Below are 12,008 nucleotides of genomic sequence, written 5' to 3'. Positions count from 1 at the left end.
GATAAACAATGAATTCAATGCGGTGGCGTAATCTGCGGGAGCAGTTCCGGCATCAAAAAACCGGACTGTTTGCTCTAATTATATTATTTATTTTCGTGCTGGCCTCACTGCTGGCCTTTCTGTCTCCGCACGATCCCAACAAGATTGTTGTCATGGAGCGCCTTCAGCCGCCCAGTGCGGACCATTGGTTCGGCACAGACGATTATGGACGGGATTATCTGGCGCGGGCACTGTATGGGGGACGAGTCTCCCTGGCTGTCGGCTTCCTGTCCATGGCGATCGCTGTTATCGTCGGCACGATTGTCGGAACGGCGAGCGGTTATTTTGGCGGATGGGTTGATAATACCCTTATGCGTATCGTTGATGTGCTGATGTCCATTCCGTCCTTTTTCCTGATGCTGATTCTGAATGCTTATCTGAAGCCGGGAATCGGAACCATTATTGTCATTATTGGTGTTCTCAGCTGGATGAACATTGCGCGGATTGTCCGTGCCGAGGCCATGTCCGTCAAGGAACGGGAGTATGTACTCTATGCAAAAGTATCCGGCCAGAATCCGGCACGCATTATTATTAAGCACATTATTCCCAACGTGATGCCGACGATTATCGTGGCCGCTACCATCAATATTGCAACCGCGATTCTGATGGAATCGTCGCTGAGCTTTCTGGGGCTTGGGGTGAAACAGCCGAATTCCTCATGGGGCAGCATGCTGAATGACGCACAGGGCTTTATCAGTGAAGCGCCGTATATGGCGATCTTCCCGGGGCTGTTCATTCTGCTGACCGTGCTGTCCTTTAATTTTCTGGGGGATGTGTTCCGGGCTGCGTTTGAACCTAAAGTGAACAAAAGATAATGCATGGAGTGCGCATATGCCACAAGATGCAGAATTACATAGATACAGCGGGGTGAATACAAATCATGACGGAATTGTTGTCTGTACACAATTTGAAAACATCATTTAAAACCCGGGAAGGTGAAGTGCAGTCAGTACGGGGCGTCAGCTTTTCTATGCAGGAAGGTGAAGTCGTCGGGCTGGTCGGTGAATCGGGAAGCGGTAAAAGTGTGACCGCCCGTTCGCTGATTCGTCTCATTCAGCCGCCGGGACGGATTACAGAGGGGGAAGTCCTGTTCCGCGGGATGAATCTGCTGGAGCAGAGTGATCAGGAAATGCGTAAAATCCGGGGCAACCGGATCTCAATGATCTTCCAGGACCCGATGACCTCGCTGAATCCGGTGGTGCGGGTAGGCAAGCAGATGGTGGAGGTCATCCGGCGGCATCGCGGGATGGACAAGACTGCCGCCCGCAAGGAAGCAATTGAGCTGCTCCGTCAAGTCGGTATCCCTTCACCGGAGACGCGAATCGACCAGTACCCGCATGAGTTCAGCGGCGGAATGCGCCAGCGTGTCATGATTGCGATCGCTTTATCCTGCAAGCCGGAACTGCTGATCGCTGATGAACCGACGACAGCGCTCGACGTTACCATTCAGGCACAGATTCTACAGCTGATGAAGGAACTGAAGGAGACCACGCAAACCTCTATTCTGATGATCACCCATGATCTCGGGGTAGTGGCACAGGTCTGCACCAGAGTCGTCGTCATGTACGGCGGTCTGATTATGGAGGAAGGCCCAGTGGAACGAATCTTTGCCGAACCGCAGCATCCATATACCCAGGGGCTGCTGCGTTCCATTCCGAAACCGGGTGAAGAGGGGGCGCGCCAGCGTCTGGTTGCGATTGAGGGAACACCTCCGAATCTGGTGCATCCGCCTTCCGGCTGTCCGTTTATGGAGCGCTGCCCGCATGCCATGGACGTATGCAAGCAGATGCCTGCCTATACGGAGACCGCACCGGGACACCGCGCACTGTGTTGGCTTCTGGATGACCGTACCGATGAGGAGGTGGAAGCATGAGTGACAAAACACGCGAAGTGCTGCTGGATGTCCAGGGATTGAAGAAATATTTTCCGATCCAGAGCTCCAAAGGCAAGGACGTATTGAAGGCCGTAGATAACGTCAGCTTCCATATTCACCGCGGCGAGACCTTTGGCCTCGTCGGTGAATCAGGCTGCGGTAAATCTACGACCGGTCGCAGTATTGTCCGCCTGTACGATGTTACGGACGGAAGGATCCAATTTGGCGGGCAGGATCTGGCGAAGATGAACGAGCGTCAGCTCAAGCCGTTCCGCAAACGGATGCAGACGATATTCCAGGATCCGTATTCCTCATTGAATCCAGGCATGAATGTGCTGCAGATTATCAGCGAACCTATGGGAATTCATAACATCGGTTCGAAGGCCGAGATCAAGGAACGAGCGCTTGATCTCTTGAACCGGGTAGGGCTCAAGCCGGAACACGCTGAGCGTTATCCGCATGAATTCAGCGGCGGCCAGCGTCAGCGGATCAGTATTGCACGCGCGCTGTCGGTGAATCCGGAGTTTATTTTATGTGATGAGCCGCTGTCCGCGTTAGATGTGTCTGTTCAAGCACAGGTTGTGAATATGCTGGAGGACTTGCAGGAAGAGCTTGGCCTGACCTACCTGTTCATTGCCCATGACCTGTCCATGGTACGACATATCTCCAACCGGATTGGCGTGATGTACCGGGGCAAGCTGGTTGAGGTTGCTCCGAGTGAGGAGCTGTACCGTCACCCGGCGCATCCGTATACCAAGTCGCTGCTGGGAGCTATCCCGGTGCCTGATCCTACGGTCCGCCAGCAGATGCCGCCGCTCTATGTAGAGGCAGCCCGTCCGCAGGATGAAGAGCCAGAATGGTTTGAGGTTTCTCCGGGTCATTGGGTATCGGGTTACCGGGACCAGCTGTGAGTTGTGCTTTAATCCGAGCTGCTGAATGGACAGAAACCTGATAACGGAAGGAGCAGAATCATATGAGTACCGAAGTAAGAATATCGCAGAATACAGCTATTTTATTGGAGCATGCCCGCGGCAAGGGTTTGTCCGATGAGGTCATCCTGGAAGCGGTTCGCTCAGGAGATACGACATCGCTGGATACCGTGTCTGAGGAGCATTTTACGTATGAGGATTTTCTGTCTTATGCCCAGGAGCACAACGAACCCTTGGAACAGGCGGTACGCGAGGGGTACCGGATTACGTTCAACACACGCAACGGACTTAAGATCTGGCTGGAAAAGGCATTCGGCCTGCAATCAGACCGGGACTTCCAGGTAGGAGAAGGAGTCGTGAGTGGCCTTTCGCTCACAGCCGAACAGACCCGGCTGCTGGAGCAAAGGTTAGCCCCGAACTGGGTGATTGCCGAGTCGGTGAACACAGCGGAAAGTCATGAGCTGACCTTGAAGCTGCGAGCTCTGGCGTAGCATAATCTGAATCGTTTAGCAGTAAGACCGTTTATCACAGGCAGGCAGGTGCAGCTGTGATGAACGGTCTTATTTGCATGGAGAAGCTATCCTGCAGCTGCAAATATACTGGTAATCAGCATGAGAGCAATCCCCGAGAAGACGACGACGAACCAGCTTGCAGCTCCCGCGAACGAATGCCAGTAAGGAAGAATTACATTGGTTTTGCTTAGTACAATTAAGGCCATTAGCGACAGAATCGCAGCTTGAACTATGGATGCTATACGCATAACCGGCGAATATTTCCCAGGAAACTTTCCGCCCATGGCATAACTGCCCCAAGGGGCACCAGCCGCCAGTGCAAGCTGAAAAAGAATGACGATCCCGATTAGAATAGAAAAGGCGACAGCCGATACCAGCATGAAATGGAATCCCCCTTAATTGGTGTTTATATAAAATCAATTCAGCTTTCCATCAGACGAATTGAATAATCGTTATCAGTTCTTCATGTGAAACTAACAGTTTCCGTCATAAGTGTAAATGCTGAAGCTTTTCCGGATTGCGGATCAGGTAGATCCGTCCAATCTTACCTTTTATGAATGCCAAACTGACTACTGTGGGGAAAGGCTCGGAAGGACCGCTTATTATAAATCCAGGCTCTCCGTTTATCTTAACGAGCTGGAAGGTTTCCGTACCGGTACTCTTGGATAAAATCCCCTGGATGAAGCCGATGACGCGCTGGCTGGAGGTGATAGGCTTCACCGCCGCGAGAACCTTGCCGCCGCCATCGCTGTAGAGCACGATGTCATCGGAGAGCAGTGCGAGCAGTTTTTCCATATCACCAGTAGAAACCGCTTGGAGAAAGCTTGTTACCAGCAGCTTGTGTTGGCTGCCGGGAATCTGGTCAGCTGCCGGCTCAGCTTGGATTTTTCGTTTGAGACGGCTGTATATTTTACGGCACCCGGGCTCTGTTTTATCGACGAAGTGAGCAATATCATGATAGTCGAATTCGAATGCTTCCCTAAGAATGAATACTGCGCGTTCCACAGGTGTCAGCTGGTCCAGCAAGATGAGGAACGCATAAGAGATCGTATCCTCGAGGAGGACGGTCTGCAGAGGATCCTGATGCAAGCTCGCTCCGGCTCCAGATGGATCTGCGTAGGGTTCTACAAGAGGTTCTGGAAGCCAGGGTCCAACATAAGTCTCTCTTTTGAATCGGTTGGATTTCAGAAAGTCGAGACAGCGGTTGGTGATCATTTTACATAAGTAGGCCTTACAGTTAGATACGGAAGTATCATCCTTGTACAACCTCTGCTGCTGTACCGTTACAAATACATCCTGCACCAAATCCTCAGCCTGTGCGACAGAGCCCAGCATGCGGTATGCAATGGAGAGAAGTAGAGGTTTATACGATCTGTATACGAAATCAAGTTCCACCATGAATCCCTTCCTTATCCTGATCTATACCAGAAACTATACATTGTGCTGCTTCCTTCGCACTCGCCAGAGAGGCATTCAAGAGCATTCCCTTTGATCCTACCCAGTCGCCGGCAATGAACAGTCCGGGCCTTCCCTTGACCGCAGGTCCGGGCCTGCCAGCAAGGCCGCCGTTGACTGCTGTGACGGTACCGTGCGAGACAAGCATCCGGGGCAGAAACCGCTCTTGAATAACATATCTGCGCCATCCCGGCTGAATGATATCCAGAAAGTTTTCGAGCTCCCGCTTATCCTCTTTCGCATCTGACCGACCCGAAGCAGGCAGATACTTCATTACGTGAATCACCTCATGGGCACGGCCATCGGTTAACAGGGCAGCCTGTGAATGGTTGGAATAGTACCATGGAGCTTCAATGCCTAACACAAACTTCGTGTCCTGCTGTGGCATCCCGGAGACGACGAGATCGAGGCATGCAGCTCTGACCGGAATGAGGTTTTGATAAATTGCAGCTTCCGCCGTTGAGAGTGCCGGGTTCAGGAAAGCCAGCATTTCAGATGGTCCTGCAGTGGAGATGACATTCCGGGCCGCCAGCTGGGTTCCGTTTTTCAAAGTAACTGTCATGTTGGGGGTGCTGCCGCTAACTTCTAGTACCTGTGAATGATTAAGGAAAGAGGTACCCAAACGTTGGGCTCGTTCTATCAGCTGATTCACGATAGACTGCCAGCCTCGATCCACATAGATTACCCCTCCTTGCCTGAGCTGCTCAATAGCAGCCCCTGCACTTAGCAGTTCAGGAGCATCACAGTATGTGGAGAGACGAACCAGGGCAAGAACGATATGACGTACACGCAAACTGGAGATGCGGGATTCCAGGTAAGCCTGCAGGGTTATCGAACTGAGAGCGGGAGTGTCTGCTTTACGGAGACGGCTGTAAAAACGCAGCAGTTGAGTTTTCTCCTTCCACTTCAGGAAAGGTCCGAGCAGCAGCTGCGTAAGGGAGATCGGTATAAACTCTCCGTCAGCGTCCTTAACTATAAGTTTTCCCGGCGGTTTCGGTTCTGTTCCGACAGGCGTCACGCCGACCTCGTGCAAAAGGGGGAGAGCACTTTTGGAGAGAGCATGTGCCCCGAGATTCACCTGCGCGCCAGCCAGCTGATTTGTCATACCGCGGCCTCCTGGTTGTGCTCCTTTGTCGACCACCAGTACGCTGCGGCCCGTTTGTGGCAAATGAATTGAGGCGGTTAACCCGGCGATGCCGGCTCCAATAATAACTACATCCCATATCGTTTCATTGAGGTTTTTAATCATCAGCAATCATCCTTTCCGGTCTGCTGCTTATATGACGATTAATCGAAACGATGTGTGACATGACGAAGAGCCAGGATCTTCAGCTGATTCGATAGCGAATCATTACAATTTCAATATAATTACCTTTACCTGATCATATTCGGTCTGTCCATAGTAAATCTCCTTCTTATGGATTAATAATACTTCTGTTCATAGCATGGCTCAAATCAATTTCCAACACCAAAAAGCCCGCTGTTCAGCAGGCTTTTTGGCATAACTGTCTATTACAAATTAGGAGATACGAGAATTTTGACCTGGTTTTTCTCTTTCAGCAGAGCTTCAAAACCCTGGTCAACAATATCCTTCAAGCCAATCCGCTTGGTCACAAGCTTCTCGGCAGAGAAGTAGCCTTGATTCATCAGGCTGATCACAGCCGGGAACACATCACGATAACCGATAATACCCGCGATATTGCGCTCCTGCATGACGATCAGATTCGGATGAATCGGAGCTTCCTTCTCAAAAATGCTGACGATCATGATCTGCCCGCTCAGCTTTGTGGACTCAATGGCCTGTGTCAGCACGACAGGGACCCCGGTAACTTCATAAGCGACGTCTGCACCGCCATCAGTCAGACGGCGGATCTCCTGGACAACGTTGACTTCAGCCGGATTGAGGCCAATCGCACCCAGCTCCTCGGCTTTGCTTCTCCGTTCGCTGGAGAGCTCGACGGCATAAATATCGGAAGCTCCGGAAGCCTTCAGCGCTTCGATCACCAGCAGTCCGATTGGTCCTGCGCCGAAGACGACAGCACGGTCACCAACCTTGAACTGGCTCTGGCGGACAGCATACAAGGCCACAGCCGAAGGTTCTACAAGTGCACCCTGTTCGTAGGAGACAGAGTCCGGGATCTTATGGACCATATGCTCATCGGCAGCCACATACTCGGAGAAACCGCCGCCCCCGCCGGCAAGGCCAAGGAAGCCCATTTGTTCGCACAGGTTATATTTACCTTGTCTGCAGGCCGTACATTCACCACAGGCAAAGATGGGTTCAACGACAACGCGGTCGCCAGCCTTGAATTTGGTTACACCTTCGCCAACCTCAACGACCTGGCCGGAAAATTCATGGCCCATGACAACAGGTGCCTTCTCATGAGTCAATGGATGAGGGCTGTCCTGTGAAATAAAGATCGGTCCTGCCGCGTATTCATGCAGGTCACTTCCGCAGATACCGCACCATTCGATTTTAATTTTTACTTTCCCTTTAAGTGCTGCCGGCTCCTGAATTTCTTCCACCCGCACATCCTTAACGCTGTGCCATCGTAATGCTTGCATGAAAAGTCATCTCCCTGATCTAGGTTTGGAACATAATGAAAGTTAAAAAAGAAAATAAAAATAATTTAGGAAACGTTTCCTAAAACATGATGTCATAATATGTATGGGTTGTCAATGGGGCAGCAAAATCGGAATAAGGTCAGATCAGAAGGGAAGCCAGGGGAATGGGCAAGTTACAAAGCGGCACAATCTTAGTACAATAAAGGAGGTGATTTGAAATATGCATATAGTAACCTGAAGGACAGCAAAAGCAGGGCGTTAGACGGCTAACGCAATCTGCCAAGAAGGCTGCTTCATGATATAATGAAAGAAAGAGAATGAAAATTTCAAGTGATACGGGAAACGATTCCGGTAAAAGGGGAACGAACAGCATGGCAAACCAGAAAAAAGTAACCATAGAGGATGTAGCCAGACAAGCGGGTGTCGGCATTGCAACCGTATCCCGGGCCCTCAATAACAGCGGGGGTATCAGTGCCAAGACCAAAGCTCATATTCTGCAGGTCGTTGCCGAAATGGGGTTTGTTCCGAATACGTCCGCCCAGAGTTTGAAGATTCGCCAGACTCGTCAGATTGCGCTGGCTGTCCCGGATATCCGCAATGCTATCATTCCGGATATTGCCTGGTCGGTTGAACAGGCGGCCAAGCAGCATGATTACAGGGTTGTGCAGATCAATACACTTGGCAATGCCCGTCTGGAGCTGGAGACACTGCGGGAGATCAAGAAGCTGCACGTGGACGGCCTTGTGATCATGCCGCTCGCGTATCCGAAAACACTGGAGAATATGATCAACCAGGCTGGAATCCCTGTGTCGGTTATTAATTACGGCAAGACGCTGAGCGCGGACCTGAAGGCTGATATTGTAGGGCTGGCCCGCCAGGAAGGGAAGCTGGTGATGGAGCATCTGCTGCAGATCGGCCGGACCCGGATCGCTTATGCCGGTGCGCCGAAGGACAAGATTGAGGAGCGTTACCGGGCCTATGAGAAGTCACTGGGACAGGTCGATGCTTCGCTGGTCTATTTTGGAGAGGATTTCTCGTTTGAGACAGGCCGTCAGGCCGCTAACTATTTCTATAGTCTCAAGCATATGCCGGATGCGATCTATGCCGTCAACGACATGGTCGCGATTGGTATCGTAAACCGTTTCAAGGAGCTGGGCATCTCGGTTCCGGAAGAGGTAGCTGTGGTAGGGATTGATAACAACCTATGGACAACCGTAACATCACCCCAGATCAGCTCGGTTTCCATTATGGGGAATGAGGTCGGCCGTCTCGCCGCAGAACTGCTGCTCAAGCGCATCCAGTCCACGAGTCCGACCGAATATGAACGAGTCGAGTTCGAGCCGCGTCTGATCGTCCGGGAATCAAGCGTGGCCATGAGGCAGTATTCACACCGGGACATGCCGTCGTCGGATTGACGATTTGCCGATGCCTCATATCAGCGGACCGATGGATGAACGCTCAATTTTGTGAAGTCCGCGTCCAGCGCGGGCTTTTCTGATTTAGGGTGCCTCGGTTTCAGGTTTTCATTTGTAAATAATCGGGTCCTTGTCACCCTTTCTTCATTTATCTTACAATTTACTTATTCAATACATAATTATAGCGAGGGAGTATAAACAGCCATGGACAAGAAAGCAAAAAAGATACTGATTCAGACGTATTGGACCTCCAGCGGATGGAAGAGCGGAGGTTTTACCTTTACGAATGAGGACTTCAATTATGCCAAAAGCAAAGGCGTTATGTTCGATCCCCTCAGCATCACCCATGATGAATGCATTGGCAGACTGCGGGCCATTCACGAGGGTAGACTTACACAAAGTCAAGTAGTGAATGCATTCCTGCACAGTCTGTCTACCCGGAAGGTGCATTTGCGGAGTGCTCTATCGAGCTGGGCTTTGACGAAGGAGCTTCCGCTGCACAGCTATGGACAGCCGAAAGCGGCAGAGCCTATGTACAGTGCCTGCGAGTATTGTAATGAACACAAGCTGATGTCTAATGAGCATTACGTGGACGAGGATCTGAACATTCTGAACTTCGAGCGGATAAAATGGGGCGGTGTCCGCCTGAACTGGCTGGTCTACTGTCTGCTGGATCTGGAACTGCTGTGCCGGGAAGAGGAACATACGGTCAGTGAAGAAGATATCGCGATTTTGAAGAGTATGCTCGAAGCTGTGGAAGCCTGCGGTGAGAATGAAGCTGCACGGCAGCTGGAGAAACGCTGGAAAGGGATATTCCCCTCCAGTAAAGACGAGCGCGACCAGGTGATGGAGATTTGGGGTTATGCAGGCCTTCTTCAATCTACGGATGACTATAGAAAAGAGCGGGGGCGGGGTACTGATTTTAACTCGATGGCAACCTGGCGGGGGATCGACGGATATCGCCGGGACAAGGTGGATGAATATTTCGGCGGCTGTCTTGGCGGACAGCGCAGTTAAGCGGCAGGCCGCTTGATCGCGGCACCTGCCTGTAATACTGCCGGGATAGCTTCATTCTACTTTTTGTGTACAATGCCGCTATCGCCGACAGCTTTCACTGCTTGCCGGAGAACGTCTGCATCCTGTACCAGGGCTAACCTCACATAACCTTCGCCGGAGGGACCAAAGGCACTGCCCGGCGTCACGATGACACCGGCCCGGTGAACCAGCTCCATAGCAAAATCCTCGGAGGTCTGGTAGTGATCCGGAATACGGCTCCAGATAAACATGGTAGCAGCAGGTTTGTCCATGGGCCATCCCAAGCTGGTGAATCCTTCGCACAGAATATCCCTGCGTTCCTCGTAGATTTCTCTGACACGTATAACTTCGGACTGATCACCGGTAATGGCAGCAATGGCAGCCTTCTGGATCGGCAGGAACATCCCGTAATCCATGTTGGATTTCAGCTTCTTCAGCATGGATACGATTCCCGCATGGCCGACACAGAAGCCAATACGGGCACCGGCGAGACCATAGGTTTTGGACAATGAATTGAATTCGACGCCCACGTCCATAGCACCGGGGTAGGAGAGGAAGCTGCCGCAGGAGTTCCCGTCAAAAACGAGCTCGCTGTAGGCGTTATCATGCAGTACGATAATTTCATACTTTTGTGCAAAAGCAATCAGATCATTGTAAAACGAATCGGGTGCTATTGCTGCTGTCGGATTATTAGGGTAGGACACCAGCATAAATTTAGCTCTTCGGGCAACCTCCTCGGGAATGTCCTGGAGCTGGATGACATAGTTGTTTTCTTCCGTTTGCGCCATGTAGTAGAGCTCGGCGCCGGCCAGCAGAGGGCCATCCGCGAACACCGGATAACAAGGGTCCGGTACGAGCACCAGATCGCCCTCATCCACGATGGACAAAGAAATATGGGCAAGTCCCTCCTGCGAGCCGAGCAGGGAGCAGATTTGGGTCGCGGGATCCAGGTCTACCTGGTACCGGTGCTTATACCAGCCGCTGACGGCCTGCAGCAGATCGTTCTGGTCATTGACCGCATAGATGTAATTGCGTGTATCCGCTGCGGCTTCGCATAAAGCGTTTATGATGTGGGGAGCCGGAGGAATATTCGGTGTTCCGACACTGAGATCAATGACAGGATCCCCGTTCTCCAGCCGCTGCCGCTTGATTTCCAGAAGCCTGGTAAATATTCCTTCCCGGAATAGGTCCATTCGTTTGGCAAACTTCATGATGTTTGTTCTCCTCCAATCGCATTCTGATATCTATCATAGATGGGATAGCAACAAATGAGAAGGGGATGAAGCATCGAGAAGAAGAACCTGTACAGCTTCTATTACTGGTTGTATTTGCTGAAGGCATCCTTGTCCGCCTGCACATTTTCCAGATAGATAATTTGCCCTGCCTCATTAACACGAGCAATATCAATCCCTGTTTTAGCGTATACCTTACCGTCTGCCGCTTGTCCGCAAACTGCCCAGTTCGTCTTATAACTGCCATCCGGCTGCAGCTCCCATTGATCCCACATGTGTTTGACGTCTGCGTTGTATTCATAAAAAGCCTTTATAAAATCTGTAAATCCTGTTCTTCTGGTGCCGTTGAGAACAATTTCTGCATCAGGTGTAAAAAGGGACAATAAGTCCTGCATCGCACGTTCATCCGTGCGGGAAGCGTCAAATAAACGGAAATAGTTGTTTAACAAGGTTGTCATCTGTATTCCTCCTGAAAATGAAGTAAATCTGAATTAAGTTTGAAAAATATCGAACTAATTACCAATGTGAACTGTACCATAGTTAGTATCCTTTAACAACTATGAGTTCGAAAAAAATCAAACATTGAAACGGCGGGTTGATTGTGCTACCGTCGTACATATGAAAACTCCAACAATCCCTTTGGTCTCAGCATTAAGTCTGACTGCAGTCTGCAATGCGCTGGGAGATCCGGTTCGCATGAAAATTGCACACTGTCTGGCCCGTTCCGGAGAGAAAAATTGTTCCGCCTTTGAAGTAGACCATATTTCTAAATCGACGTTGTCCCATCACATTAAAATTTTGCGCGAAGCAGGACTGATCCAACCGCGAATTGAAGGCAAGCAGCATTTTTATTCCTTGAGAAAGGATGATTTAAACCAGCGTTTTCCTGGTTTGGTAGAACTGATTTTGAGTGCTTCCGAGGAGTAATTATATTCAAGGAAGTCCTTGTAAGA

13 protein-coding genes are annotated in these 12,008 nt (G+C 50.8%); 7 read left to right on the top strand and 6 right to left on the bottom strand.

Going from position 1 to position 12,008, the window contains the following annotated elements:
- Positions 1 to 8: 8 nt before the first annotated feature.
- From Q5741_RS15215 to Q5741_RS15200, 4 genes are all read left to right on the top strand, one after another.
- Positions 9 to 854, top strand: coding sequence for an ABC transporter permease (locus tag Q5741_RS15215; RefSeq protein WP_305024963.1), 846 nt, complete (start codon positions 9 to 11; stop codon positions 852 to 854).
- A gap of 65 nt (positions 855 to 919) precedes the next feature.
- Positions 920 to 1,912 (top strand): ABC transporter ATP-binding protein, encoded by a 993-nt coding sequence (locus tag Q5741_RS15210; protein WP_305024962.1) that lies wholly within the window; start codon positions 920 to 922, stop codon positions 1,910 to 1,912.
- Positions 1,909 to 2,823: an ABC transporter ATP-binding protein gene (locus Q5741_RS15205; RefSeq protein ID WP_305024961.1), complete on the top strand. Its 915-nt coding sequence runs from the start codon at positions 1,909 to 1,911 to the stop codon at positions 2,821 to 2,823. The genes Q5741_RS15210 and Q5741_RS15205 overlap by 4 nt, the downstream gene beginning before the upstream one ends.
- Positions 2,824 to 2,885: 62 nt before the next feature.
- Positions 2,886 to 3,332 carry a hypothetical protein gene (locus tag Q5741_RS15200; RefSeq protein WP_305024960.1) on the top strand — a complete coding sequence of 149 codons (447 nt, stop codon included), beginning with the start codon at positions 2,886 to 2,888 and terminating at the stop codon, positions 3,330 to 3,332.
- A gap of 86 nt (positions 3,333 to 3,418) precedes the next feature.
- On the opposite strand, the gene Q5741_RS15195 is transcribed toward Q5741_RS15200, so the two are convergent.
- From Q5741_RS15195 to Q5741_RS15180, 4 genes are all read right to left on the bottom strand, one after another.
- Entirely contained in the window at positions 3,419 to 3,733 is a 315-nt protein-coding gene (locus tag Q5741_RS15195) for a hypothetical protein (protein WP_305024959.1), read from the bottom strand.
- Positions 3,734 to 3,839: 106 nt separating this feature from the next.
- Positions 3,840 to 4,751, bottom strand: coding sequence for an RNA polymerase sigma factor SigJ (sigJ, locus tag Q5741_RS15190; RefSeq protein WP_305024958.1), 912 nt, complete (start codon positions 4,749 to 4,751; stop codon positions 3,840 to 3,842).
- Positions 4,738 to 6,057 carry a phytoene desaturase family protein gene (locus Q5741_RS15185; protein WP_305024957.1) on the bottom strand — a complete coding sequence of 440 codons (1,320 nt, stop codon included), beginning with the start codon at positions 6,055 to 6,057 and terminating at the stop codon, positions 4,738 to 4,740. Before Q5741_RS15185 ends, sigJ begins: the two co-directional genes overlap by 14 nt.
- 263 nt (positions 6,058 to 6,320) lie before the next feature.
- On the bottom strand, positions 6,321 to 7,373 hold the full coding sequence (locus Q5741_RS15180) for a 2,3-butanediol dehydrogenase (protein WP_305024956.1): 1,053 nt from the start codon (positions 7,371 to 7,373) through the stop codon (positions 6,321 to 6,323).
- Positions 7,374 to 7,744: 371 nt separating this feature from the next.
- On the opposite strand from Q5741_RS15180, the gene Q5741_RS15175 reads away from it, so the two are divergent.
- Together Q5741_RS15175 and Q5741_RS15170 are read left to right on the top strand one after the other, a co-directional pair.
- Positions 7,745 to 8,788 (top strand): LacI family DNA-binding transcriptional regulator, encoded by a 1,044-nt coding sequence (locus Q5741_RS15175; protein ID WP_305024955.1) that lies wholly within the window; start codon positions 7,745 to 7,747, stop codon positions 8,786 to 8,788.
- A gap of 204 nt (positions 8,789 to 8,992) precedes the next feature.
- Positions 8,993 to 9,805, top strand: a complete 813-nt coding sequence (locus Q5741_RS15170) for a hypothetical protein (RefSeq protein WP_305024954.1) — start codon at positions 8,993 to 8,995, stop codon at positions 9,803 to 9,805.
- Between the two features lie 56 nt (positions 9,806 to 9,861).
- On the opposite strand, the gene Q5741_RS15165 is transcribed toward Q5741_RS15170, so the two are convergent.
- A complete protein-coding gene (locus tag Q5741_RS15165; protein ID WP_305024953.1) occupies positions 9,862 to 11,034 on the bottom strand; it encodes an aminotransferase class I/II-fold pyridoxal phosphate-dependent enzyme in 1,173 nt (390 codons plus the stop codon).
- A gap of 104 nt (positions 11,035 to 11,138) precedes the next feature.
- Positions 11,139 to 11,513, bottom strand: coding sequence for a nuclear transport factor 2 family protein (locus Q5741_RS15160; RefSeq protein ID WP_305024952.1), 375 nt, complete (start codon positions 11,511 to 11,513; stop codon positions 11,139 to 11,141).
- 160 nt (positions 11,514 to 11,673) lie between these two features.
- Between Q5741_RS15160 and Q5741_RS15155 the strand changes: the two genes are divergently transcribed.
- Positions 11,674 to 11,982, top strand: a complete 309-nt coding sequence (locus Q5741_RS15155; RefSeq protein ID WP_305024951.1) for an ArsR/SmtB family transcription factor — start codon at positions 11,674 to 11,676, stop codon at positions 11,980 to 11,982.
- Positions 11,983 to 12,008: the final 26 nt, after the last annotated feature.

Source organism: Paenibacillus lacisoli, from assembly GCF_030580655.1.
Classification (GTDB): domain Bacteria; phylum Bacillota; class Bacilli; order Paenibacillales; family Paenibacillaceae; genus Paenibacillus; species Paenibacillus lacisoli.
This window is presented reverse-complemented; position numbering and strand designations above follow the sequence as displayed.

Coding starts and splice junctions, on each gene's coding strand:
- Q5741_RS15215 (WP_305024963.1), top strand. CDS start 9: ATGAATTCAATGCGGTGGCGTAATCTGCGGGAGCAGTTCCGGCATCAA.
- Q5741_RS15210 (WP_305024962.1), top strand. CDS start 920: ATGACGGAATTGTTGTCTGTACACAATTTGAAAACATCATTTAAAACC.
- Q5741_RS15205 (WP_305024961.1), top strand. CDS start 1,909: ATGAGTGACAAAACACGCGAAGTGCTGCTGGATGTCCAGGGATTGAAG.
- Q5741_RS15200 (WP_305024960.1), top strand. CDS start 2,886: ATGAGTACCGAAGTAAGAATATCGCAGAATACAGCTATTTTATTGGAG.
- Q5741_RS15195 (WP_305024959.1), bottom strand. CDS start 3,733: ATGCTGGTATCGGCTGTCGCCTTTTCTATTCTAATCGGGATCGTCATT.
- sigJ (WP_305024958.1), bottom strand. CDS start 4,751: ATGGTGGAACTTGATTTCGTATACAGATCGTATAAACCTCTACTTCTC.
- Q5741_RS15185 (WP_305024957.1), bottom strand. CDS start 6,057: ATGATTAAAAACCTCAATGAAACGATATGGGATGTAGTTATTATTGGA.
- Q5741_RS15180 (WP_305024956.1), bottom strand. CDS start 7,373: ATGCAAGCATTACGATGGCACAGCGTTAAGGATGTGCGGGTGGAAGAA.
- Q5741_RS15175 (WP_305024955.1), top strand. CDS start 7,745: ATGGCAAACCAGAAAAAAGTAACCATAGAGGATGTAGCCAGACAAGCG.
- Q5741_RS15170 (WP_305024954.1), top strand. CDS start 8,993: ATGGACAAGAAAGCAAAAAAGATACTGATTCAGACGTATTGGACCTCC.
- Q5741_RS15165 (WP_305024953.1), bottom strand. CDS start 11,034: ATGAAGTTTGCCAAACGAATGGACCTATTCCGGGAAGGAATATTTACC.
- Q5741_RS15160 (WP_305024952.1), bottom strand. CDS start 11,513: ATGACAACCTTGTTAAACAACTATTTCCGTTTATTTGACGCTTCCCGC.
- Q5741_RS15155 (WP_305024951.1), top strand. CDS start 11,674: ATGAAAACTCCAACAATCCCTTTGGTCTCAGCATTAAGTCTGACTGCA.